The organism is Paenibacillus sp. FSL H3-0286, from assembly GCF_045040705.1.
GTDB classification, from domain to species: domain Bacteria; phylum Bacillota; class Bacilli; order Paenibacillales; family Paenibacillaceae; genus Paenibacillus_AQ; species Paenibacillus_AQ odorifer.
In genome coordinates, this window is record NZ_CP150285.1 from 3,936,499 (window position 1) to 3,960,328 (window position 23,830).

General features: G+C 40.7%; 24 protein-coding genes. 5 read left to right on the forward strand and 19 right to left on the reverse strand.

What is annotated here, in order from left to right; genetic code table 11:
* Window positions 1-332: 332 nt before the first annotated feature.
* Together MHB37_RS17745 and MHB37_RS17750 are read right to left on the reverse strand one after the other, a co-directional pair.
* Entirely contained in the window at window positions 333-1,373 is a 1,041-nt protein-coding gene (locus MHB37_RS17745) for a DUF4062 domain-containing protein (protein WP_405168320.1), read from the reverse strand.
* A gap of 369 nt (window positions 1,374-1,742) precedes the next feature.
* Window positions 1,743-2,225, reverse strand: coding sequence for a hypothetical protein (locus MHB37_RS17750; protein WP_405168321.1), 483 nt, complete (start codon window positions 2,223-2,225; stop codon window positions 1,743-1,745).
* Window positions 2,226-2,393: 168 nt separating this feature from the next.
* Between MHB37_RS17750 and MHB37_RS17755 the strand changes: the two genes are divergently transcribed.
* Complete coding sequence (locus tag MHB37_RS17755; protein ID WP_405168322.1) at window positions 2,394-2,615, forward strand: helix-turn-helix domain-containing protein; 222 nt, start codon at window positions 2,394-2,396, stop codon at window positions 2,613-2,615.
* 119 nt (window positions 2,616-2,734) lie between these two features.
* Here MHB37_RS17755 and MHB37_RS17760 read toward each other — a convergent pair whose 3' ends face one another.
* The 4 genes from MHB37_RS17760 to MHB37_RS17775 are packed head-to-tail and all read right to left on the reverse strand — an operon-like array spanning window position 2,735 to window position 6,004.
* Window positions 2,735-4,150, reverse strand: a complete 1,416-nt coding sequence (locus MHB37_RS17760) for a HEPN domain-containing protein (protein ID WP_405168323.1) — start codon at window positions 4,148-4,150, stop codon at window positions 2,735-2,737.
* Between the two features lie 21 nt (window positions 4,151-4,171).
* The gene (locus tag MHB37_RS17765; protein ID WP_405168324.1) at window positions 4,172-4,717 is read right to left on the reverse strand and encodes a hypothetical protein; all 546 of its coding nucleotides are present in this window, start codon (window positions 4,715-4,717) and stop codon (window positions 4,172-4,174) included.
* Window positions 4,718-4,748: 31 nt separating this feature from the next.
* Window positions 4,749-5,186: a hypothetical protein gene (locus tag MHB37_RS17770; protein ID WP_405168325.1), complete on the reverse strand. Its 438-nt coding sequence runs from the start codon at window positions 5,184-5,186 to the stop codon at window positions 4,749-4,751.
* Between the two features lie 35 nt (window positions 5,187-5,221).
* Window positions 5,222-6,004, reverse strand: coding sequence for a hypothetical protein (locus MHB37_RS17775; RefSeq protein WP_405168326.1), 783 nt, complete (start codon window positions 6,002-6,004; stop codon window positions 5,222-5,224).
* Window positions 6,005-6,112: 108 nt separating this feature from the next.
* Between MHB37_RS17775 and MHB37_RS17780 the strand changes: the two genes are divergently transcribed.
* Window positions 6,113-6,433 (forward strand): hypothetical protein, encoded by a 321-nt coding sequence (locus MHB37_RS17780; protein WP_405168327.1) that lies wholly within the window; start codon window positions 6,113-6,115, stop codon window positions 6,431-6,433.
* Between the two features lie 742 nt (window positions 6,434-7,175).
* Entirely contained in the window at window positions 7,176-8,258 is a 1,083-nt protein-coding gene (gene xerS / locus MHB37_RS17785) for a tyrosine recombinase XerS (RefSeq protein WP_076190208.1), read from the forward strand.
* A 670-nt stretch (window positions 8,259-8,928) separates the two neighbouring features.
* Here the strand turns inward: xerS and glp are convergent.
* The 8 genes from glp to MHB37_RS17825 form a co-directional block, all read right to left on the reverse strand.
* Window positions 8,929-10,191, reverse strand: a complete 1,263-nt coding sequence (gene glp, locus MHB37_RS17790) for a gephyrin-like molybdotransferase Glp (protein ID WP_339187253.1) — start codon at window positions 10,189-10,191, stop codon at window positions 8,929-8,931.
* Window positions 10,192-10,360: 169 nt separating this feature from the next.
* Entirely contained in the window at window positions 10,361-10,867 is a 507-nt protein-coding gene (locus tag MHB37_RS17795) for a DUF4178 domain-containing protein (protein ID WP_076130052.1), read from the reverse strand.
* A 14-nt stretch (window positions 10,868-10,881) separates the two neighbouring features.
* Window positions 10,882-11,286 carry a DUF350 domain-containing protein gene (locus tag MHB37_RS17800; RefSeq protein ID WP_341164770.1) on the reverse strand — a complete coding sequence of 135 codons (405 nt, stop codon included), beginning with the start codon at window positions 11,284-11,286 and terminating at the stop codon, window positions 10,882-10,884.
* Window positions 11,287-11,409: 123 nt separating this feature from the next.
* Window positions 11,410-12,078, reverse strand: coding sequence for a PspA/IM30 family protein (locus MHB37_RS17805; protein WP_036687619.1), 669 nt, complete (start codon window positions 12,076-12,078; stop codon window positions 11,410-11,412).
* A gap of 70 nt (window positions 12,079-12,148) precedes the next feature.
* Window positions 12,149-12,487: a hypothetical protein gene (locus tag MHB37_RS17810; protein WP_256721057.1), complete on the reverse strand. Its 339-nt coding sequence runs from the start codon at window positions 12,485-12,487 to the stop codon at window positions 12,149-12,151.
* 24 nt (window positions 12,488-12,511) lie between these two features.
* Complete coding sequence (locus MHB37_RS17815; protein WP_076098788.1) at window positions 12,512-13,444, reverse strand: dihydroorotate dehydrogenase; 933 nt, start codon at window positions 13,442-13,444, stop codon at window positions 12,512-12,514.
* Window positions 13,437-14,141, reverse strand: a complete 705-nt coding sequence (locus MHB37_RS17820) for a dihydroorotate dehydrogenase electron transfer subunit (RefSeq protein WP_076190203.1) — start codon at window positions 14,139-14,141, stop codon at window positions 13,437-13,439. The genes MHB37_RS17815 and MHB37_RS17820 overlap by 8 nt, the downstream gene beginning before the upstream one ends.
* An 87-nt stretch (window positions 14,142-14,228) precedes the next feature.
* Window positions 14,229-15,263, reverse strand: a complete 1,035-nt coding sequence (locus MHB37_RS17825) for an NADH:flavin oxidoreductase/NADH oxidase (protein ID WP_076190202.1) — start codon at window positions 15,261-15,263, stop codon at window positions 14,229-14,231.
* A 187-nt stretch (window positions 15,264-15,450) separates the two neighbouring features.
* On the opposite strand from MHB37_RS17825, the gene MHB37_RS17830 reads away from it, so the two are divergent.
* Window positions 15,451-16,332 (forward strand): polysaccharide deacetylase family protein, encoded by an 882-nt coding sequence (locus MHB37_RS17830; RefSeq protein ID WP_076184412.1) that lies wholly within the window; start codon window positions 15,451-15,453, stop codon window positions 16,330-16,332.
* An 88-nt stretch (window positions 16,333-16,420) separates the two neighbouring features.
* On the opposite strand, the gene MHB37_RS17835 is transcribed toward MHB37_RS17830, so the two are convergent.
* Window positions 16,421-17,077, reverse strand: a complete 657-nt coding sequence (locus MHB37_RS17835; RefSeq protein WP_076130047.1) for a 3D domain-containing protein — start codon at window positions 17,075-17,077, stop codon at window positions 16,421-16,423.
* A 400-nt stretch (window positions 17,078-17,477) separates the two neighbouring features.
* Here MHB37_RS17835 and ppk1 point away from each other — a divergent pair, with 400 nt between their 5' ends.
* Window positions 17,478-19,592, forward strand: coding sequence for a polyphosphate kinase 1 (gene ppk1, locus MHB37_RS17840; RefSeq protein WP_076190201.1), 2,115 nt, complete (start codon window positions 17,478-17,480; stop codon window positions 19,590-19,592).
* Here ppk1 and MHB37_RS17845 read toward each other — a convergent pair.
* The 4 genes from MHB37_RS17845 to MHB37_RS17860 form a co-directional block, all read right to left on the reverse strand.
* Window positions 19,540-21,069, reverse strand: coding sequence for a Ppx/GppA phosphatase family protein (locus MHB37_RS17845; protein ID WP_076190200.1), 1,530 nt, complete (start codon window positions 21,067-21,069; stop codon window positions 19,540-19,542). The two genes, ppk1 and MHB37_RS17845, sit on opposite strands and share 53 nt — an antisense overlap.
* Before the next feature lie 162 nt (window positions 21,070-21,231).
* Window positions 21,232-21,954, reverse strand: coding sequence for an amino acid ABC transporter ATP-binding protein (locus tag MHB37_RS17850; RefSeq protein WP_076130044.1), 723 nt, complete (start codon window positions 21,952-21,954; stop codon window positions 21,232-21,234).
* Window positions 21,941-22,606 (reverse strand): amino acid ABC transporter permease, encoded by a 666-nt coding sequence (locus MHB37_RS17855; protein ID WP_232061382.1) that lies wholly within the window; start codon window positions 22,604-22,606, stop codon window positions 21,941-21,943. Before MHB37_RS17855 ends, MHB37_RS17850 begins: the two co-directional genes overlap by 14 nt.
* A gap of 112 nt (window positions 22,607-22,718) precedes the next feature.
* Window positions 22,719-23,537: a transporter substrate-binding domain-containing protein gene (locus MHB37_RS17860; RefSeq protein ID WP_036687634.1), complete on the reverse strand. Its 819-nt coding sequence runs from the start codon at window positions 23,535-23,537 to the stop codon at window positions 22,719-22,721.
* Window positions 23,538-23,830 lie beyond the last annotated feature (293 nt).

Genomic DNA, 23,830 nt, shown 5'->3' on the forward strand with positions numbered 1-23,830 from the left:
AGGGATTAGCGTGTGGGCATACGTGTATAATATGCATAAGGAAATGGATGTTAATCGAATGAACGCAATCGTAAATGCATAGAAAAGTCAGTGTTTATAAGGGTTTTAATGTGAATAAATGGCTAAAATAGCGTTATCGAAAACTGAATCGTGAATATTAGTGTATTTATATACATAATATACAGTGTTTATGCGGTATTCATGCATAATCATACAGCGAAAATGTTATATTAATCAAAAAGAAAAAGCCTTATCCATCAAGGCTTTTACATTTACAGTACACGTATCGTGAAGATAACGTAGATCGCGGAGTAGAACACATATTTATGCAATTATACTTCTTCGCTTACATCTGTTTTTGGTTTGGCTTTTGTTCTTGTTCTTTTCACAGGATTAGTTGGCTTCTTAGGTTCAGCTTTAGGTTCAGGATTCTTCAGGTTCTCTGAATTATATTTTGCTAAAAATTTAAGTCCATCTTTAGTAGTTTGAATTCTCTCATACTTGACACCTGCTATTTTAATTTTTTCTAGCATTCCATACAATATTAGTTTTGGGGCAATTTCATAATAAACCGAGATTTTATCTTCTGAAGTTATAGTGCTATTAGTTATACCAGTTATAAAATCATCGGACAAGGTTACAAATACTTCCAACAAGGTAACCTCTTCCTGACCTATGGAAACTTCTTTTGGTAACTTCAAAATGGTCTTATCAAGAGTTTCCTTTAATTCCTCATAATTCCACCCGTTAATCATTACTTTCTGTTTTTGGTGCTCTTTCAACTTATCAAAATCAGCCTTTAATTTCGCATTTTCCTTCAACAACGTTGTATTCTCTCTCAACGTCTCTTCTACATTACCTACTTGATCAGCCTTAACCCAACCAACTAAGTTATCATCCTCTTCATAATCCTTTAAGGATTCCATTGTTGCTAGTCTAATGTCCTTCAAGTCTTCATAAAACTTAGAAATATTACCTAACACTTGGGCCTTAAAATCATTATATTTTGCATAGTTTTCACGTTCCAAATAGTCTTTATTTTCTCTAGCTTTCTCGTCTAATCTCTTATCATCAATTACTACAGCAAATCTCCGCTTCCCCAATTCACCAGCATAGTCATATTCCCAATGGGTATAACTCTTACCTGTTTCTTCATCTATACTTCCATATCTACCACCTAGAATAAGCATATAAACATCTGATTCCTGTATCCATTTTTGAATAGTTGTTTTTTGTGACTTATCAGCAGATTTAAACAATTCCATCCCTGCGGGTATATGTCCAGCATTTAGAACAGCAGACACAGCTGCTTCTCTTTCTTCGATCATATCCTTGTATGTAGACGAAATAAAAACTTGAAGTTTCTTTTTCATAAGTCTTCCCCTTTTGTATAATATTCTCTGTCAATTATACAATAAGTTACAAGTTTCAACACATGAATTATAGAAAAAAAGACCTTCACTTTAATTCAGTGACAGCCTTCTAATTTATAATTAATCGTCCTTACACAGTTATGAATACTAAAGTTTGTCCTCCCCTCATCATCAATGGCATATTCTTCACCATTAAAGTTAGTGAAGATTTCATACACTCTACCGATTGTAAAGCCGCAATTAAAATAAAAGCAGAAACCAGTCACTTTTACACATTTCATTGTTTATCCTCCAATTCAGTGATATTCAGAGTTTTATATGCTTTTGTTAAAATCAATTTGATTTTTACTAAGAAAATCCTTTTTCTCTTCATACGTGTAACAATGCGTTCATCAACAACAATTTAGGATTGGCTTGCTTAAGGTCATACATTTTCTTAAGTGTTGCTTTAGCTTCAATAAAATCTTGCTCCATAACACAGTTAATAGGTTGCTGGAATAAGTGTTCTAAAGCATCTAGTAGACTCATTTTTTCTAATTGTTCCAAAGACGAATATGTATAGTGGTACGATCCAACCTCCTTAGAAAGCGCTAATACTTTCAAACCTTTTTTTCTATCTCTCCATAATTGTCTGGATTCATATTCATTGATGAATGTGTTACGGTCTTCATTAGTTTTGAGAAAGAATTCTAAGTGTTCGATTACAATAGTTGCTTTTGGTGAGATTTCACAGTGAGTAAGGATATCTTCAATTGTTACATGTTTATTAGTTCCATTAGGATTCTTAATTGAAATGCTTACCGTGTTCAGCTTTTGAAGCTTTAATACTTGATGCTTAGTGATTGTTGTCATGTTATCGTCTCCTTTAGTTGTATCGCTGGTAATGGGGAAATGGGCATGGTTAAATAGAAGAATGTAGTGACATTCCTTTTGAGAAATGGTAATATGATTAAAGCGTCCTATACGCTCCTTAGTATATACGCTCCTTAGTATAATGTCAACAATTCAGGGGGATTTCTTATGCTTAAAATTAGGCTTACATTAGATGTGGTTATGAAAGAAAGAGGAATTACACAAACGAAGCTTTCTGAGCTAACAGGAATAAGACAGGCAACAATTTCAGATATTTGTCGAAATGCAAGACAAGAAATAAGCTTTCCTGTTTTGGAAAAGATAGGTGAAGCTTTAGATATTAAAGATTTGAGCCAACTCATATGTTTTGAAGAATCTAACAACGAGTAACGCAGTATATAGTTTAATAAGCACACTTACATAACTCGTTGTAAAATCCGCCTAAAGGGCGGAAGTTCAACATGCAGACATAAAAAAAGCCCTAGAGAACGTGTCTCAGGGCTTCTATTTCACTTATTATTCTCAAATAATTCCTTACTGTTATTCAAATAGCCTATCCAATTTTTATTAAAATTCAGTACCGTCCAGAGAAGTTCATCTGAAATTCCAATTTGTCTTAAAATTGTATTTAGCATTATTAATTTCAAACTCTCATTAATGCTTATAAATTGATGAGGCGAGAATAATTTATCGCTTATTTCTCCGAAGTGAGTATTATAATCTCTATTTATCCGAACAATATCAGCAAAATCTCTTACTTTTAATCCCATAATTACTTTTTCTTGAATTTTCGGGTCTAATGATTTGATGATTTCTTGAATTCTTCTTTGAAAACCAAATTCATTAGCATATCTTAATGTAGATGCCAATTTGCTGTATAAATCTCCCAAACCCTCCTGTCTAACAGATTCCAACATTGTACTTGTGATCTGCTCGTACTTCTCCTCATCTACAAATTTATTATTATCCAAGTAACAATCCCGATGTGCGCTTTCAAGTGCTTTACTGTATCCTAAAAATATATCCTCAAAAAACATATACTTTTCATTAGCTAGAATATTCACATAAATTAAGGCGCTTGAAGTAATTTTTAGTGTGTACCACTTGTTTAATATGTTATCAATTTCTTCCTTAATCACTGTAAAAGGTATCATAAACCCTTTATATGGACTAATCTTAGATTTTTTGTAATCATTATAAGAGATGGGATAATATCTAACGCGCTTCTCTAACGTAGAACACTCAACATACTCCATAATTATATTGGAGTCCGTAAGTATAGATAGTAAATCTTTAAATTTTTTCGCAACCCTTTCATACCATTCCAATGATTGAGGTTGATCTGGTTTTATAGTAACAAAGTTTTTGTAGGAAAGTTGCTGGTATGAGAACTCCTCACCTGAATTTCCAAAAGTATAAGCGAAAGAAATTTTCGCCTTTATTTCTTCAACATATGTTTCAAATGTCTCAAAAGTTTTTGCACTTATTTGTATTCCATTCTCAAGACATTCAATCTCTATCGGTGAAAAGTTCATCCATTCATTAAAATTAGAAAATTCAAATGATAATTCTGGAAATACAACATCTGCAAGGCTCTGATAGTGTTCTCCAATTAATAACTTTGTGAAACTAAGTTTTAAAATACTATGCGGATTATTCTTCCCTATACCATAATTAGTATTTTGACTGAGAGGAAAACCATTAAATAGAGTAATTGCTCCCTCAAGGCAGTTACCATGAATTACAGATAATCTCTGAGGATCATTCTGAAAACTTAAGATATTCACTTCTTCACCATTTAATTCTAATAATATGTCATTAACCGTAAACTTTAAAACCCCTCCAACTTTGTTCCCTTCCTCTCCGGCAATCCACCATACTCCTGGATATTCAAAAGTATCATAAATTTTGGGGTATTTATTCAAAATCAGCAACTCCCTTCCATTCTATAAATCATCTACTAATTCTATACTGAAGTTTTCTTTTGTTGTTTTGTTAATAATCACCCAAGGACTATCTTTATCAACAGTTAACCTCGAAGCAGAGATAAGCCAACCTTTGTTAAAAGTGCTCTCAGTAAAGTCAGTTGCACGTTTAAAGAACACTGTGACAAAACTCTCGAGATCAACCACGACATATTCTTGTATACCCTCAAGTAGATAATTCTTAGCTTCTCTTTTACAGTCAAATCTTAGAGCTTTAATTATTCCTTCTGTATTTAGAAATCGTTCAAGCATAAAACCTACAATTCTCTCTGACATATTTTTGTCAAACTCTATTGCTATAATTCCAGATGCAAAACATGATATAAAAATTTCACGAACCAGAAATGTCTCACTAATAAGCTTCTTCTGGTTCACAAAACGATTAAACTTTGCTCCACGTTTAGGACGCTTTTTGTATCCAAACGCTTTCCAAGTCCAATCATCTAATATCATTTTTGCGGATATACCAGTCAATTGAGCTACAAACTCTTTTACACTATAAGCCATTCTTCCTACTCCTGACTTTTATATGTAATCATTAAGCAAACACACTATTCATTGAATCGCCAAGTGCGTAATAATCATCCACAGCTTTCTCATACCTCTTAACCAAGTCATTCTGTTCACTAAGTTTATAGCTATTGAATCCTTGACTTTTCATATGTAGATTGTGTGTTATGCCCTGTAGTAGTTGCGCAGCATACATAAGCTTATCAACGTAATCGATAAATACATTGCACTTGTTGGTATCTTCGCTTCCTGATTGCCTTATGCCATTAACTTGCGTCTTATATCTTGACAGATCATTATGAATGTTCTGAAGCCTGTACTCTAAGTCCTGAAAGTTAATTGCTTTAAATATGAATGGTAACGGAATAGTCTTTCTAAGAGATTTCTTAAATATCTCATCATGGATGGTCGTGTAATCGGTAAGAGAATCATTCAGGTTTCTGGCTATGGCAATTAAACTACTCATTTATCTTATCTACACCTCTTTTATTTTTTAGTATTTCAATAAAAGTGAAGATACAGAGGTATTACAAAAACAAAATCAATACCTAATTCCAGCGTCATAATGAAAGTGGTTTTCCAATTTAGGGATCTTGACACTCTATTTTCTCCACCAAGAAAAAGTAAAACAATACCAGATATCAGTGTTATTACATATCTGATGGTTTGTATACCAACTAACACCATGATTAGCCATAAACCATATACTCCAACAAAGGTGTATTTAGATAATAGGAACAAAAATAGCATAAGTAGGAAATTTGGGATTAGACCATTCTTGTTTTTTTCATATGCCAGATTTGCGATTTGTAAATCTTGCCTTTGTTTCTCAGGTACATATTCAATTCCTGCAAGTGTATAAACCCTTTGATGGTATAAAGAATCCTCTTCATCTAGTTCACTTACATCTGAAATAAACTGTTCTATCTCTTCCATTAACTCTATATTCACCATGTTTTTCATGAAGTTACTATACTTTTCTGATGATACATATTCATCATACATTCCAGACTTGTATAGTTGAATGGATCGATTAAAATCCATTGCATTTTCATCTGAGATAAATGATCCGATTCCACTGAGGGAAACTATCAATGCATCTTTTGTTTTCTCTTCTAAGCTTTTGTACTCAATTAGGTGTGCAATAAACAACTTATATGCTTTAACAATTGTTTCTTTGTCACAAGGAAGAAGAGAAATTTTTCTAGCCATTTCGCCCTCTTTTCCTGATGCTAAAGCTGCCCCATATGCATTAACAATTTTTTCAGCTTGCTCAAGATTCATTTTCTACTCCTATCTAATTAGAGTTATAGTGATACCAGAATTGATTTTGTCGAATCCTACCATCCAGTAATATTTTAACACGGAAAATAGTACAAGATCACCAATATTTTGTTAAAACTATGTATGCTAATTGCTGAGAATATTGAACGTAGAGGAGAAGCAGAGCAAGATCCAATTCGAAAAGGAAGATTTGCTGGATTCCTCAAGGAGTATTGGGGAGTGAAAAATGGAGGAAATAGGTCAGTGGGTCAAAATACCCCACTGAAAACAAGACAGGATGTTGCTGACTATATTGGTGAGTCGTTAGAGAAAACAAAAACACTACTCAAACTAAACGATCTAATTCCTGAGTTACAGAAACTTGTGTCATCTGGCACTCTAGGGACAACTGCTGCTGAACTATTAATTTGTCTACAGAAATTTTCATAGACATCAATTCTAAGGCTGATTTACTTATAGTATTCTTATGTATTTTAAATTGTCTCGATCTTAGAGGGTAGTTGTTAGGGTATAAGTGGAGTAAGCGGAACTACTTTTAGTAATTGTAGCTAATGAGACAAAAAAAGGTACATGTATATCTGTTATGGGCAGATGAGCATGTACCATTTGATTATATGATGCTGAGACGTTCTAGGATTGGCTGTGAGAGGTTTTCTGTGTTAGCGTGCTTGTATATCAAATCATTATATTCAAAGCAAGTTGAGTTAATAGAGCGGCTGAAAGAATGGTATTGTATCTCCACCTTATTACTAACATGATTTATCATCTTTCTGAGTATTTTTTTAAGTTCGAAAAATCACAAAAAATGAATTAGAAAACTGATAAAACTAGCAAAAAACTCAGCATTGTCACATGCTTTGACTCAGTTTAGAAATCACAAATAGGTCACAAAAAGCAGTCAAAACGACTCATTTTCAGTCATTTATCAGTACAAGTCAGTAAATACAATTTCTCCACAAACCCTTTAACAGTAAGCTTTCTCAGTGTTTTCAAGGCTTTTTCAGAAGGCTAAAAATAGCCCATATGATGTTTACTTCACATCATAAAGCTTAGCGGCATCAGGAGCAAGGCTCGGACCTAGTTTCCCCTTCATTCGAAGTCCAATCTGGGACAAAACATGTTAAGATAGAAGGAAGAGATTTTATGCAATCTATGGAAAAAGGTGAATCACATGAGCGTTCAAAAGAACGATGACCGTAAAAAACTTGATCAAAAGCTACCCCTCATGCCCTGGTTCGTTCAGCAGTTTATTGATTATAAACGCCCTGATCTCTCCCCTTCCACACTGCTGGAGTATATCCGGGATTATGAATCTTTTTTCGGCTGGTTGCGTGCAGAGGGCTTATCTCAAGCCGGCTCAAATACCGAGATCACACTTCTAGAATTGGAAACCCTACATATGGACAGTATTGTCGGATATCGGTTGCATCTAACTACTCGCGCCGAGGGAACGAACACTCGAGTTACTGTATCCCGTAAGTTATCTGCATTACGCTCCTTATTTCATTATTTAAGTCAAATCGCCGAGGATGAGAACTTTTATCCATTGCTTAAACGCAACATTATGGCTAAGGTTGAGGTCAAACGAACACATAAGCCAAAGGATACTGCCGCTAAGTTAAAGGGTAAGATTTTGGAAGATGAGGAATTACTGGAGTTTGTGGGGTACATTTATGAAGGTTATGGACGGGATGTGGAAGGTAACAAACAGGCTTATTATTCGTTTCAATTAAATCATGAGCGCGACGCCTGTATTGCCAGCTTAATTCTGAACTCTGGCCTGCGTGTGTCTGAGGTAGTCAATCTAAACGTAGACGATTTGGATGTTAACAACAAGCTGCTATATGTCACCCGCAAAGGGAATAATGACGAAACGTTCAAGACACCTGTCTATTTTCGAGAGCAAGCTAAAGATGATCTAGCTCTTTATCTTAGTCTGCGCCAATCTCGCTACAAAACACCCAAGAGAGAAAAAGCCTTGTTTATCTCTCTCCCTAACGGGCGTCAAGAAGGCAAACGTATGACCAAACGTGCGATTCAAGAAATGATTATTAAGTACGCTAAACGCTTTGGTAAACCGTATCTTACGGTTCATAAGCTGCGTCATTCTTTTGCAACAGATTATTATCTGCAAAATGATATTTATAAAACGAAGGAACAGCTCGGGCACGCATCCACCGAAACAACTGAGATCTACGCTCATCTAACGGATAAAACGATGTCCGAGGCGATCGAGCGGCGTACCGATAATTAATCATCACCAAGGGGAGCTTATACTTCGGATGAGTAGCCGCTCTTCGCTAGTGCAGAGTTGTTATCGGTCTCAGCGGACCTTAAATGCAGGATTATCTCACATTTGGGTGGCTAACGGACCCCCAAGGTCGCTATTGGCCTGAAATACGTAAATATGAGCTCCATTCTATGAAATAGCGACGCTGAGGTCCGAAACCCCGCTTAAAAGGTGATAAATAAACAAATAAGATCATCTGAGTCCTTAAGCATCCGCGGGGGATTAATCTCGGCAGTGGTGTAGGCTAATAACTCCAACCAGCAGAGCAGCGACTCTTCCGATAGGAGAATTGCTATGATAGTGTTGCCTACCCGGGCATTTCATTCTCGCTTTTTTTCAAATTTGAGTACAACCGGCGGGCACCCCTAACCCTTTTATTGTTGCACTAAAAACCCACTTACGGTACGCAAGTGGGTTTTCTTATTCTAGTTTCTGGGGTAAAATCTCCCTTTAAACCGGTTGTAAGCGACTATTGGGTTAGCGCGAAAACTGTTTTTTGTTTATCTATTGTGAATTTTTCATATGTTGAAATGTTGGCAATAATAACGTTGGCTTAGCAATTATATGGCGATTTCTGTGCGTGCGTGGATATCAAATACCTTTTAATCATCGATGGCCAGAGTACCCTCCACATCTAGCCCCGAATCTCTCCTGGCAGCTTGATCACTGTTACCTTATCTCCGGCAGATAGCCCCTTTTCTTCTGGGGGTACAACTATCAGACAGTCGCTATCCTTGATCGTGACCGTTACGGAAGATTCATCAATGAGTGCCGGATAAGCAAACAGGCTGCCGTCTTTAATTTCTAACCGAGCTCGCACAAATCTAGTAAAATTATTCACTCTTTTATAATCTGTGCCGAGTGTAGCGCTCCATTCCGGTAAAAAAGGCTTAGAAGAACTTTGCATCAGTGAAATCACAGGTCGTGCAAACAGTTGAAACCCAACGAAACAAGCCCCCGGATTTCCTGATAAAGCTAACAGCAGCTTACCCCCTCTAACCGCAGCAGTAGTTACGCTTCCCGGACGCATCGTCACTTTGTTGAACAACATATTACCACTTTGTTCGCGAACCAAGTCGCCCATGATATCATAATCCCCCACAGAAACGCCACCCGTTGTAATCACAAAATCATAAGTTTCCAGCGCCATCTGTACTTTACTTCTAGCCAGCTCCAGATCATCCACAATAGAGCCTAACATTACTGGAACCCCCCCTGTTTCTTTGACTAGAGCTTCTAGCATAGGGGAGTTACTATTGCGGATTTTGCCAGGCTCCAGCGGCTCATGCACTTCCAGCAGCTCTGTTCCTGTGGCAAAGATGGCTACCTTGGGACGACGATAGACTTTCACGGTATGTAATCCAAACGCTGCAAGAACAGCTATATCCCCCGCAGAGATTAACCTTCCTGTAGGCAATACAAGATCACCTTGGCTTAATTCGAAACCTTGAGGTGTGATATTGCTGTTTGCTTCTAGTTTTTTTCGAATACCAACGTAAGTCTTTCCTTCCTCTTCACGTCTCTCCGTGACCTCCAGCATCACCACAGCATCTGCACCAACCGGTACTTGTGCACCCGTCATAATTCTTGCGGCTGTTCCCGGAGTTATATCTACCGCAGGCACTGCGCCACACGGAATATTATCCACAATTTCTAACCATACCACTTGTCCATTAACACAGTTACGGGTATCCCCCGCGATAATCGCATATCCATCCATACTAGATCGATTAAACGCAGGAAATGGGTGTGGAGCAATCACCTTTTCAGCCAAATAACGTCCACAACACTCATCCAGCGATACGTCTTCTGATTCTAGCGGATTGGCATATTTGATTATTTTGGCCTGAGCTTCTTTTACTTGCAGTGCTTCACGCTGAAATTTATTATCCTTCATAAAGACCTCCGCTCTGAATCGTCGATGTTTGCAGTAATAGGTATTATTTTAACATGAGACCTCTTGAAGTAAAATTATAAACACAAAAGGCCACCATCCATGTTTATGGGCAGCAGCCTTTTCTACAATATTTTATTCCGGTATAGTGATCCATTACTTCTCTACTAGGCTAGGATGCTCTAATTACCTTTACATCCCCAGGGATTATTTTCTCCCCTTCATAAAGCATAAACCGTCCATGTTGCCACTCTACACGCAGTAGACGTGAATCATCTGATTGATATTGCCACACATGCTGCTCTCCACCATTCATAAATGGCGTCTGACCTGCAACAGCGACAAAACCTTCATATTCTTCCTCCAGGAAAAATGTATAGCCATCGAGCTCAAGCGTTGCTGGAACCTCAGCAGGATTATCTAACCGCCCATCGATAGGTCTGTACAATCCATATTGCAGCTGTTCCCGCTCTTCTATATGAAGATAAGCTATCTGGCTTCCATCTCTAAGGGTCAGAACTACAGCATTACGGCCCCGATTATGTGTCCGGCCAGTAACTTCATAGGTGACAAGCGATACTTCACAAATGTCTCCGGGAGACAAATTAAGCATACTTTTTTGAACTTCCTGAGGCGCTGGCTTAGAGAAAAGGTTACCTATACGTTTCCACATACTCAACTTGATCGTTCCTCCTACATAAAGGCAGTAATAATTAAAGCACCCGTAATTTGCAGTGAACCTGATAGCAGGCCATATCCGATTTTACCAAGCTGTGTACCATGATCCAGATCCAGCTTCCCCCAATTTGCTAGTAGAAGTCGAACCGTTCTTTCTAAAATTAACAAAAGCAAAAATGATACCAACGAAATCAGAAACGCATCTGGCAAACTATTGGAAGCCGCTATCGATGAAGATAAAATGAAGGCCTGAGCTAAAAGCTTCATTACAAACCGTGTAGTCACCGCCATATTTCCAGCCTTTAACTCTTCTATATCGTTATAACGAGTAAAAAGTGAATCTATATACATCAGTACAAACAGCAACACAGCGCCGCTCACCGTCCACACGACCATGGACACCAGAATATGGAGATCCATTCTATAGCCCCCGCTTAATCATTTTGCATGCCTTTCATAAGCATAGATAAAGCGAAGAAGAAACGAATTTCTGTCTCCCCTTCGCCTGTGAACACCAGCCGTGAACCGGCTAAAGATCAAATGTTATTGCTTCTCGTATTGTTTCATCAGAGCCGCCAGTTCATCTTCAACCGCTTGATCTTTGTTCAGCTTCTCGAATTCATCATCCAGAGATTTATTGCCTGAACTCATCTCATTGCTGGCTTCAGCCTGAGCTTCTGCTTGCAGCATTTTATCTTCCATACGTTTGAGTCCTGCAGACGCTGAATCGGAACTAAATCCGCTCATTGCTTTGTTGATCTCGGTTTGAGCTTTGGCAGCATTATAACGTGCAACCAATGTCTCACGTTTGTTCTTCATTTGGGTAAGCTGTTTGCGCATCTCTTCAAGCTTGCCACGAAGGTTATCCGCAGAGGCTTTGTTCTGATCAAAGCTGGCTTTGTATTCTACCAGTTTAGCTTCAGCAGCATTTTTCTCTTCCAGAGCGCGGCGAGCAAGGTCAACATTACCCGCTTGAGCTGCTGCATGAGCCTGTTGGGTACGTTTGTTAACAAGCGCTTCTTGTTCTTCATACAGCTGTTTGAATTTCTTCTCAATGGCGATTTGCGCCGCTACAGCTTTTTCTGCATCTTCTAAATCTTCGGTCATATCACGAATGTATTGATCTGTCATTTTAATCGGGTCTTCTGCTTTGTCAATAATCGCGTTCACATTAGACATGGTTAAATCGCGCAATCTTTTAAATATAGACATGGTTTCATTCCTCCAAAAGATAATTTAATTCCTCACATGCTATCTTTTACGTAGAATTGCCACTACCGTTTCATATTTGTTGCGCTAAATATTGATTTACTTTTAAATTCACAATTTCCACGACTTCCATAATACCTTCTTTCGTGAGATTGTCGTAATGAATCCCCATCACTACTGTGACCGTCTTGTTCAGCGCTTCAGCTACTCTGATCGCAATGGGCTCGCTTATCGTGTGCTCTTTATGATGAGGAACCGCTGAAGTCAGTACTTTAATCTGCTCCCCCTCCAGATAAGCAGTACTCGTGGCACCAATATGCCGAACCCCTCCACTAATTAAGAGCAAGAGATCACGTCCGACAGCCGTCGCCTTCAGCTCAATATTCTCAGGATCAATCTGGTTAGTAGTCAATAGTATTCCCCTCACTACTTCACTTTATATAATGCCCCGTATTTCCTCTAGTGATTGAATATTTTCTTCAACCATAAATTGCTCAAGCTCTGCAACTAGCTGACTACCTGCACGCAAGTTCATGAAATTATAAGTTCCCACTTGGATAACTGCAGCACCTGCCATAATAAACTCGATGATATCCGTTGCTGAAGTGATGCCACCCATTCCGATCACGGGAATCGTTACGTTTTGTGCAACTTGATGCACCATACGCAGAGCGACAGGCTTAATCGCAGGTCCAGACAATCCAGCATATAAGTTATTGAATACACTGCTTCTACGGCGGACATCAATCTTCATTCCTGAGATAGTGTTGATGAGCGAGACAGCGTCTGCACCCTCCTCCTGACACATTTGTGCCATTTCAACGATATTTTCGGCTCCCGGCGACAGCTTTACAGCGAGGGGCAGTTTAGTTGCGCGTCTAACAGCCTGTACTACTTTTTGAGCTTCTGAAGTTTGGATCCCAAACGCAATGCCGCCCTCTTTAACATTTGGACAAGAAATATTCAATTCAATCATGTCTACTGCTGTCTTACCTGCACTCGCACGAGCATCTGCATCCCGCTGAATCATCTCAGCTCCAAGAACATAATCTTCAAGTGTGCCTCCACCCAGGTTGACCAAACGAGCGGTGTCGAGTGTTTCCCAATAAGGGCATTCTTTATCTAAAAATGCAGCTACACCCGGATTCTCGAGTCCCACACTATTCAGCATACCAGAAGCTGTCTCGTATACACGAGTGCCGGGATTCCCCGCTTTCGGATTGAGGGTTAACCCCTTGCCAGAGATTCCGCCCAGCAGAGACACATCATACAGCTTGCCATATTCACGGCCAAAACCAAACGTTCCAGAGGCCATTATAATTGGATTTTTAAAATGAACGCCAGCAATTGTTGTGTTCAACTTAGTCATGGAAAAGCACCTCCTCAGAAAGAAACACAGGTCCGTCTGCACAGGCCTTCTTTTGACCATCACGGCAGGATACACTGCAGACCAGACAGGCTCCAATCCCACAAGCCATTCGGTTCTCTAGAGAAAGGTATACTTTCGTTCTACTGCCTGCTTCTTCAGCAGCAATGCCTTTACGTTGAGCAGCTTTAAGCATAGGGTGTGGGCCGCAGACAAAGACATGATCATATTGGCTGAAATCCACACTATCCAAAATTAAACCGCCAACATCGACTACAAGCTCACTTGCAAGTGGGCGAAACGCTTCTGTCCGGTAAGCTTCACGGCTAAAGCCCAAAAAAATATCACTCCCCGGATGCTGCTTCGCACAATAATAAAGCGGTGCAATTCCGATCCCACCGCCGATGAGTGCAACCTTCCCTTCGACCTGTGGAAATCCATTTCCAAAAGGGCCCTCAAGCTCTACCGAATCACCTGAACCCAGTCGTGAGAATATCTCCGTACCTTCCCCAACTACGTGATACAGAAATTCAACACTATCCTCGTGTACTTCATGTATACTTAAGGGTCTGGATAGGATGGGGTAAGCTCCCCATGCCCGTAACATGTAGAATTGACCCATTGCTCCGCCACTATTCGTCTCTACCTTAAGGTGATACACACCATCTGTCAGCCGTTCGTTACTTAGAACCGTCCCCACGTTATCAAGCTCCTTCAAATTTTATCTTTATTAAGATTGCCTTAGAAGGAGCATAAAATCTGTGACAAACTTCACACCGAAAATGGTCTAGCCTCTTTTCCAAATCCCACGTTCATAAGGTTTAGGTACATCATGTACGCCACCAAGCGCTTCTTCAGCATGTAAAGCCCAATAAGGATTACTTAACATCCCACGGCCAATAGCTACAAGCTCCGCCCTTTTTTCTGCAATGATGGACTGTGCCTCAGAATAGGCTTCAAGCCGTCCTACCGCAATTACTGGCACTTGTAATCCACTGCGAATATATTCTGCCAGATCTGCTTGGTAGGCTGGGCCCGCATTAGGTCCACCATTAGAGCCAATGGGACCTTCACCACCTGAAGACACATGGAACATATCCACTCCAGCATCCTTATATCGGCGGCAAAACGCCAGGGCATAGTCAGCATCATATCCACCATCAACATATTCTTTCGCGGAAACCCTCATGATCAAGGGCATATCTACTGGCACTACTTCTCGGATTGCTGTAACTACTTGTACTCCAAAAAGTGCTGGATCTTGTCCATATTCATCCAATCTGATGTTGGTCAGAGGTGAATGAAACTGGTGAATTAAGTAGCCATGCGCACCATGAATCTCCACAGTATCAAATCCTGCCTCCACAGCTCTACGAGCGGCAGCACGAAAGGCTTCTATCATCTCAAGGATGCCTTCCTTAGAAAGCGCCTGTGGCTGCTTAGAACGAGCATCAAATGGAATTGCAGAAGGGGCAACCGGCGGTTCAGCATCGACTGCTTTACGTCCAGCATGACCTAGTTGAATGGCTATTTTTGCCCCATAGGCATGTACACTATCTGTGAGCTTACGATAAGCCTCTATATGTGTATCACTCCAAATCCCTGTATCCCGGTTCGTTATTCTACCGTCCGGATGGACTCCAGTCATCTCAACAATAATTAGACCAGTACCTCCAATAGCACGGCTTACATAATGAACAAAATGCCAATCATTGGGAATGCCATCCTCTTTATCCACCGAATACTGGCACATAGGCGGCATAACAATACGATTTTTCAGCGTTAAACCCTTCAATTCATAAGGTGCAAACAATTCTGACATCCTTGTCCCCATCCTTCCACCTGTCTATAATTGGCCCGGGAATATCCCGTTCTATTTAGTATACACGCATTAGGGTGTGCAAGAAATCTTTACCAGAGCCCTTGAAGAAACGGCATAAATTCATCCTTCAATGGAGATAACAATGAAGAATATGGTGATGATCAGGTAGTAAAGGAGGCATATGGGGATGTATGATCAACGGAGAGTCCAGAAACTGCTAGTAGTATTAGGATCAATCATTGTCCTGCTATTTCCAACCTCTTCAGCAGAGGTTGCTTCAGCCCCAGCTCAGAGTCAGAAATCCTCACAGGATCAAATTAAAAGCACGCAAACCACTGACGAAGACAAGGCGATATCTGCGGGAACTTCTACTACAAATAATTCAACGAGCAGCAACAATAAGAACACTAAGGGCTTGTCTCTGAGTCAGCTATTACACAAATATCCCGAGACCTTTAAGACCAGCGGTCCTCGGAATAAAGTCATCGCCTTAACTTTTGATGATGTGCCTGACCCAAGGTTTACACCCCAATTGCTAGATGTTCTTAAGAAATATCATGTCAAAGCTACCTTCTTCGTGGTGGGAAGCCGAGCTGAGAAACATCCCGCTCTAGTGAAGAGGATGATTAGAGAAGGACATGCTATTGGAAATCACTCTTATGATCATCCTCAGTTTGTGAAGCTAAAGATGCATGATTTCAGATCACAGATCATTGAGACCGAGAACATTATTCAAACCTTAGCCGGATATAAACCACGCTTGATTCGTCCACCCTATGGAGATATCTCTGAGCAACAGTTGAGATGGGCAAAAAATCATGGTTATAAGCTTGTAAATTGGAATGTGGATTCGTTGGACTGGAAGGGACTTTCCAAAACTCAAGTTAGAAATAACATCTTAGCTAATGCTGGAAAAGGAGCAATTATCCTTCAGCATGGTGGAGGTGGGCCGGGTAGTGATCTTCGCGGAACGATTCAGGCTTTACCTGAGGTTATCACGATTATGCGTAAACGTGGCTATTCCTTCGTTACCGTTCCTCAATTGCTGCAGGTCTCTAAAAATAAATAAACAAGAAACGGAGGCAGCCGCTAAGGACTCCCTCCGTTTCTTGTTTAACCTATTTAAAACCATTTCATATCTCTATATTTTTATCTAGCTATTTAACAATGTATAATTGTACATATTGATAACCAAAATCGGCTACAAAGCTTTGGCTGCCTGGGATAAAGATATCGATCCGGTTACCTTTAATGGCACTTCCCATATCGGTTGCAGTAGCCAGAAAAGCTTCTTTAGGCAATCCTGCGTGTGAATGTCCGGTAACCAATACTTTTGTTCCGAGAGGAATTACACTTGGATCAACTGCGATGGTTCCTAGCTTGAGTGGGTTCCCGAAATAATCAACGGCACCCCAGCCTCCATTCTCACTAGCCGCTGAGGAATAAGCAGAAGCCTTAACTTGTATCGATTTCTCGTAGTTAAAGGACTTGCCCCATGCTTCAACTGTTTTTGATTCTGGAGTAACATTCAGGCTTGGTGTAAGCACTGGAGTTTCTGTCGTAGCCACAGACTCTGCTTGCATTTTACTTGGGATCGTTATTTTAAGTCCATCGTAAATATTAAGAGCAGCAACGTTTGGATTAGCTTTCATTAAATCATTAACACCGACATTGTATTGCTGAGATAGAGTATAGAAAGTATTGCCTTCCTTTGCAATATGAACGCTGTCTGCAAAAGCAGGAGCGGTGTGCAGCAATGCACTAATTCCCATAACTGCAGCAAGGGTTTTAATGGTTCTGAACTTGTTCTTCATAAATGCCTCCTCTTTAGATGGGCGTAAGCGGTATGACTTCCGTATACGCTCGTGTACATTTCCTGTACTTATGTACATCTTGTGTGATGTCCTGATGTATTGTTGTCATTTGTAAAACTGACAGGACTTAATATATCACAATTTTGTAACCTATGCGTATGTAATTGTTACCATTCTGAAATAACATGTTTAATTATTGTCTTTTGTCCATTAAGAAGTTAACGTAATTTTGATTATGTTAACTAAAAAGCGACAATCACATCCTATTATATAAGATAATTAAATAATATTCTTTGAGATTTTACATAGATTTAACATTTCGTGCCTCATCCAATAGTAAAATGATAGAATATGATAAATAGATTTGAGATATAGACATCGAAGCATATTTGGAGGTCCCATGAATACAGAAGAGATTAAAAACAATCAGAGCAGTCCAGCCACTGCTTACCTCAATAGGGATTTGAGCTGGATCGAATTTAACCGCCGCGTACTCAAGGAGGCGCAGGACCCTGATAACCCTTTAATGGAACGTGCCAGATTTCTGGCGATCGTCTCGAGCAATCTGGATGAATTCATAAGCGTTCGTGTGGCGGGAATTCAGGATCAGATCCGGGCGGGCTATACTAAAAAAGATTTCACAGGCTACACCCCTTCCGGGCTGTATAAACGCCTCATCAAACGCGTAACCAAAATCATTGCCGATCAATACCGGACGTTCCGTGATATTTCGCGGAGTTTGCATAAAGAAGGCATCGTATTCGTGGATTATGAGGATCTTACCCATGCCCAAGAGCAGTCCATAGAACAGTATTACCGGGATATCATCTATCCTGTACTTACGCCAATGGCTGTTGATCAGAGCCGGCCGTTTCCACTCGTGCACAGCCAGTTTATCTACCTAGCTGTTGTTCTTACTCGTAAGAATGGTCTTGAAGAGGAGCCTTATTTTGCTATCCTGCAAATTCCTTCGAATCTGCCAAGATGTATCCCTCTTCCCCACCGCTCTAATAGTAAGAAAAGACAATTTGTATTTATTGAAGATGTGATTCGCCATCACATTCAAACCTTATTCAGCGGTTACGAACCTGTTGCGGTTAGTGAGTTTCGTTTGACTCGTAACTCAGATCTTACGATCGATGAGGAAGGTGCAGAGGATCTGCTGGAAGAGATCGAAAAAGAGCTGCGCAAGCGTCGTCGCGGGGTGCCAGCCCGTTTGGAAGTACAAAAAGGTATCCATCCCTATGCTCTTGAGCAGCTGCAAGCGGAATTTGAGCTGGAGGACTTCGTATTTGAAATTGAAGGTCCGCTTGATCTAGGCTTTCTTCGTAATTTTGCCGGAAGCTTAAAAGGTTTTGGTTACATGAACTATCCACCTATTGAGCCGGTTTATCCTGCTGAATTTCAAGAAAATGAGGATTTCTTCGAGGTGCTGCGTGAACGGGATGTATTAGTCTACCACCCTTACGAGTCTTTTGATGCAATGACAGACTTTATCATTCAAGCTTCAGAGGATGAGCAAGTGATGGCGATTAAAATGACCTTATACCGTGTCAGTGGAAATTCTCCACTTATTACTGCACTAGCCAATGCTGCGGAGTCTGGTAAGCAAGTTACAGTGGTTGTAGAGTTAAAAGCTCGATTTGATGAGGAACGGAACATCGCTTGGGCACGCCAGCTTGAAAAATCAGGCTGTCATGTCGTTTATGGTCTGATCGGACTCAAAACGCATGCCAAAGTGACCTTGATTGTCCGCCAGGAAGGCCCTGAACTGCGCCGTTACGTGCATGTAGGCACAGGAAACTATAATGACAGTACAGCCAAGGCCTACACAGATCTCAGTCTATTCACCGCCCAAAGCGATATCGGACTGGACGCTTCTGAGCTGTTTAATCAAATGACTGGATATTCGGCTAATTTTGACTGGCATTCCTTCATTGTTGCGCCGACGAATATGAGCTTATCCCTGCAAAAGCTAATGATGCGTGAAGCTGAACATGCACGGGCAGACAGACCCGCTCGCATAATCGCCAAGATGAACTCGCTCTCTAATCAGCAAGTAATAGACGATTTATATAGCGCAGCCCAAGCCGGTGTCTCCATTGACTTAATCGTGCGAGGGGTTTGCTGCCTACGTCCGGGAATAGAGGGCTTAAGCGAAAACATTACCGTACGCAGTATTGTAGACCGTTTTCTGGAGCACTCCCGGATCTATTATTTCGAAAATGGCGGCAAACCTGAGGTGTATTTATCCAGTGCCGACTGGATGACTAGAAACCTAACCCGCCGGATTGAGCTGATGTGTCCTGTCAGAGACAGCGGCATCCGTAAACAGATCGTCAAAATTCTAGAGTTGTCTCTAAAAGATAATGTTAAAGCCAGCTTCTTGCAGGCTAATGGATATTACGAACAACCAGACGACAAAAAGGCCCCTTTCCGGAGCCAGTTTGCTGCGATGGATGTTACACGTTGGAAGGGAAGCCGAGTTTTACCTTCACCGCCCAAGCATTCTTAAATGCTTTTATCGCGTTCTCAATGTCCTCTAGGCCAATTAGCAGTGACGATGCGCCCTCTAAGTCCAGATGAAGCGTATTGCCGTGCAGATTGGCCTTCAGGCCGCTTACAATTCCAATCTCCGTGCTGTCCAGCGCAATGCTAAGCTGGACAAGCGATCCGAGCTTATGAATCCACTCTTCGTCGGATGGCAGCAAAATGTCCTTATGTTGTTGGGACAATTTCTGCTTCCGGCTTTTTGTGCTGTATGAGGCAATCATAGCGCAAAGAATAAGCTGACGGTGGGTAAGTCCACGAATCGGTGAATTCATCAACCAATACAAAGTATGTCTTTTAGATTGGTAATAGTTAATATTCGTTCCCGTACGATGCAGCATGATGGACACGTAAATTAACATCTCGTGCTCTGCTCTATTCGATTCATCTTTAAATGCGTCAAACAGGCTGAGTGCTAGCTTGTTGATATGATCTAAATACCGTTTAGAAGTATGAATATCAAAGCGAATGATCGTGTTTAAGCTATATTCCAATGCACTATCACGCACTGGCTGCTCCGGCTCCAGCAGATCATGCAGCAAGCCTTCTCTGAGCCCTTCCCCGCTGATTACCGCCTCACTCGCCCCAATATACTGATACACCGTATGGAAAATAATCAACCCGGATACAATGATATCCGCCCGACTCTTAGATAATCCATCTAAATCCTTACGTTTTTCGTAAGGCATTGAAGGTAGGGTGTTCATAAAGTGCTCGATCGTCTCACTGGTCATCGTATAGCCATGGGAGTTAGGCAATGAGTATGCTCGTGACTTCTGATCCAGCTTCCCTAAGGAACGAACCGTCCCTCCTAAACCGAATAAAGGAAGTCCAGCTTTGGCATTTAGCCAATCATGCTCAACCAGTCTGCCCAGGACAAAGGTCTGCAGCTTGTGAATCTGCTCATCGCTCCAATTCCCACCTTGACCGAACATTAGGTTGGTATTTACTGCCCCGAACGGGAAAGAAATGCTGTGTTGATAACGCCGCTCACAAAAAAGAGTGATTTCAGTACTCCCGCCACCAATATCAATGACATAACCATCCTCTACATTAAAGGCATTAATAACACCCAAGAAGCCATAATATGCCTCCTGGTGGCCACTGATCACCTCAATCGGAATGGAAGAGGATTGTGACAAAAAGCTTATTATTTCACTTGAGTTAGCCGCATTACGAATGGCTGCCGTTGCACCCGCACGAATGGTTTCCACTGCAAAAGCATTGCAGATTTCCTTAAACTGCCGCAAGACCGGAACAATCGTTTCCATGTCCTTTTGTTCCAGTCTATTCTCCTTCGTAATCTTCTCACTAAGGCGAGCGGAGTACTTACACTCCTTGATGATCTTATAGCCTCCTTCGCGCGTTGTATCATAAATTACAAGACGAATGGAGTTCGAACCAATATCAATAATGCCTATCCGGCGTAGATCATCTCTCATTATGTATGTACTCCTTTTCCTGTTGATTGACTGACCATCTATTATACATGGTTTACATAAATAAATGAACTCAGCCCCCAGCGATATATTCCCACATTACCCTCAGGACCCTATAACAAAACGGCCACCGGATACTTGTCCAGGGCCGTTTTGACGAATTCTTTATAATACTTTACTTAAAAAATCCTTAGTCCGAGCATGTGTAGGATTACCAAATACTTGTTCAGGAGTACCCTGTTCAACGATGAACCCGCCATCCATAAACAGTATGCGGTCACCCACTTCACGGGCAAAGCCCATCTCATGTGTAACAATAACCATTGTCATTCCGTCTTCGGCAAGCTTTTTCATAACCTCAAGTACCTCTCCTACCATTTCCGGATCAAGCGCTGAGGTAGGCTCATCAAAAAGCATCACATGCGGCTGCATGGCTAATGCACGAGCAATCGCGATCCGCTGCTTTTGTCCACCGGACAATTGAGCTGGATAAACATCCTTTTTATCTTCAAGGCCTACAGTCTTGAGGAGCTCCATTGCGAATTTATCGGCCACAGCCTGCTGCTGTTTTCTTACTTTAATCGGTGCGAGCGTAATGTTTTGCAGAACGGTTTTGTGCGGAAAAAGGTTGAACTGCTGAAAAACCATCCCCATCTTCTCACGCGTTGCATTGATATCATGCTTCTTTGAGGTGATCGATTCCCCTTCAAAAGTGATCTCGCCACCTGTAGGCTGCTCCAATAAATTCAAGCAGCGCAGAAAGGTACTTTTTCCCGAACCACTGGGCCCGATTACAACGACAACCTCACCCTTTTTAATCTCCAAATCGATTCCTTTGAGAATCTCCAGCTTTCCGTAATGCTTCTGCAGGTTCTTAACGGCGATCATCGGTATTCAGCCTCCTTTCGAGTCTACCTAGGATCTTGGAAAGCGTAAATGTTAGAACAAAATACATAAATGCAGCAATCACGAGTGGTGTCATGCCATCATACGAAATCGTTGTAACTGTACGAGCTTGAAACATCAAATCCGTTACTCCGATAAATGAAATAATCGATGATTCCTTGATAATGGTAATGAACTCATTACCGATTGCCGGAAGAACACTTTTAAGTGCCTGAGGAAGTACAATATGACGCATGGTCATCCCTTGTTTCATTCCAAGTGAACGTGCGGCCTCCGTTTGTCCACGATCGACACCCTGAATCCCGGCACGAAAAATTTCTGCCAGATAAGCAGAACTGTTAATGGAGAGTGTAATCGCCCCGGACTGAATCGGAGTAAACTCAATCCCAAATGTCGCCAGCCCGTAATGGATGAGAAACAATTGCACAAGCATTGGAGTGCCCCGCAAAAATTCAACCCAAGCTGTGGCTAAGAAACGTAACACTCTCCATTTTGACATCCGTAGTAGAGAGACGATAATCCCAAGAATGAAGCCAAATAATACACCAAGAACAGCAAGTAGCAAGGTATATTGTAGTCCAGTCAAGAAAAGATCACGATAATCATAAGCCATTCTAAATAAAGTAATATCCAATATCTTATCCTCCTATCTCCAAAAAAATAGAAAATAGCAAAGTTCCGCTATTTTCTGTAATACACATACATTTTACTTCAGCAGACCTAAAGAGCAATATACATTCCATTCCTTACTTCGTGCTTTCAGCAAGCTCGCTGGCAGCCGCTACATATTCATCAATCTTACCTTCTGATTCTAGACGTTTAAGTGTAGCATTTACTTTATCCAGAAGCTCTGTATTGCCTTTTTTAATCCCAATTGCGTATCCATCATCTTCTACTTCAGGCTTAGCATCGGTAATTACAAGACCCGCTAAATTCTTAACAAAAGATTTGGCTACAGGTCCTTCAATAATTGCTGTATCGATACGGTTAGATTGCAATTGCAGAACGATCTCGGAGATTTTACCAAGAGAAGTGATCTTTGCGCCTTCAATCTCTTTGGCGATTTCTTCTTGAATAGAGCCTGTCTGTACACCAATTTTGGTACCCTTCACCGCGTCCATAGTAGCGTATTTATCTTTATCTGCTTCGCGTACTACAATAGCTTGTTCTGCTTTGTAATAAATATCTGAAAGTTCAACCGCTTTTTTGCGTTCTTCAGTCGGGCTAAGACCGGAAATCACCATATCTACGCGTCCACTGGACAATTCGTTAAGCAGTGAATCAAAAGGCAGATCCTTAACTTCAAGCTCAGCGCCCATGTCGGCAGCAATTTCCTTAGCGATGTCGATATCAAAACCTACGATGGTATCTTTTCCGTCCACTACTTTATGGAATTCGTACGGAGGAAAATCTGCACTTGTTCCCATAATCAGCTTTTTAGTAACTGCACCGGAATTTGCATTACCACTAGCAGCGGTATCATTATCATTTTTATTTTGACCGCAGCCTGAAAGCAGACCTACCGCTAATACCATTCCTAAACTAAGTTTACCCCATTTGTTCATTTCTATATCTCCCCTATTCATATGAAAAAATCTAAGTTGACCCAATGACTGACTTATTATAAATCAGAACGCATGAATATGCAAAGGCATAATTGTGACAATAACTTCCTTTTAATGGATTTCTATGAGGGGAATTCTATAATACGCAGCTAAAAAATCACTTTTATTCACGTTGAAGCTAAATTTATACATTTTTACTATCCCCTATACTGGCTAAATCATTCGACTGTTTATTCCTAATTTCATAAAAAAAGGACTGCTCCCAGAGTATTTACCATACTCCCAGGTGCAAT

Coding starts and splice junctions, on each gene's coding strand:
- MHB37_RS17745 (WP_405168320.1), bottom strand. CDS start 1,373: ATGAAAAAGAAACTTCAAGTTTTTATTTCGTCTACATACAAGGATATG.
- MHB37_RS17750 (WP_405168321.1), bottom strand. CDS start 2,225: ATGACAACAATCACTAAGCATCAAGTATTAAAGCTTCAAAAGCTGAAC.
- MHB37_RS17755 (WP_405168322.1), top strand. CDS start 2,394: ATGCTTAAAATTAGGCTTACATTAGATGTGGTTATGAAAGAAAGAGGA.
- MHB37_RS17765 (WP_405168324.1), bottom strand. CDS start 4,717: ATGGCTTATAGTGTAAAAGAGTTTGTAGCTCAATTGACTGGTATATCC.
- MHB37_RS17770 (WP_405168325.1), bottom strand. CDS start 5,186: ATGAGTAGTTTAATTGCCATAGCCAGAAACCTGAATGATTCTCTTACC.
- MHB37_RS17775 (WP_405168326.1), bottom strand. CDS start 6,004: ATGAATCTTGAGCAAGCTGAAAAAATTGTTAATGCATATGGGGCAGCT.
- xerS (WP_076190208.1), top strand. CDS start 7,176: ATGAGCGTTCAAAAGAACGATGACCGTAAAAAACTTGATCAAAAGCTA.
- glp (WP_339187253.1), bottom strand. CDS start 10,191: ATGAAGGATAATAAATTTCAGCGTGAAGCACTGCAAGTAAAAGAAGCT.
- MHB37_RS17800 (WP_341164770.1), bottom strand. CDS start 11,286: ATGGATCTCCATATTCTGGTGTCCATGGTCGTGTGGACGGTGAGCGGC.
- MHB37_RS17805 (WP_036687619.1), bottom strand. CDS start 12,078: ATGTCTATATTTAAAAGATTGCGCGATTTAACCATGTCTAATGTGAAC.
- MHB37_RS17815 (WP_076098788.1), bottom strand. CDS start 13,444: ATGACTAAGTTGAACACAACAATTGCTGGCGTTCATTTTAAAAATCCA.
- MHB37_RS17825 (WP_076190202.1), bottom strand. CDS start 15,263: ATGTCAGAATTGTTTGCACCTTATGAATTGAAGGGTTTAACGCTGAAA.
- MHB37_RS17830 (WP_076184412.1), top strand. CDS start 15,451: ATGTATGATCAACGGAGAGTCCAGAAACTGCTAGTAGTATTAGGATCA.
- MHB37_RS17835 (WP_076130047.1), bottom strand. CDS start 17,077: ATGAAGAACAAGTTCAGAACCATTAAAACCCTTGCTGCAGTTATGGGA.
- ppk1 (WP_076190201.1), top strand. CDS start 17,478: ATGAATACAGAAGAGATTAAAAACAATCAGAGCAGTCCAGCCACTGCT.
- MHB37_RS17845 (WP_076190200.1), bottom strand. CDS start 21,069: ATGAGAGATGATCTACGCCGGATAGGCATTATTGATATTGGTTCGAAC.
- MHB37_RS17850 (WP_076130044.1), bottom strand. CDS start 21,954: ATGATCGCCGTTAAGAACCTGCAGAAGCATTACGGAAAGCTGGAGATT.
- MHB37_RS17860 (WP_036687634.1), bottom strand. CDS start 23,537: ATGAACAAATGGGGTAAACTTAGTTTAGGAATGGTATTAGCGGTAGGT.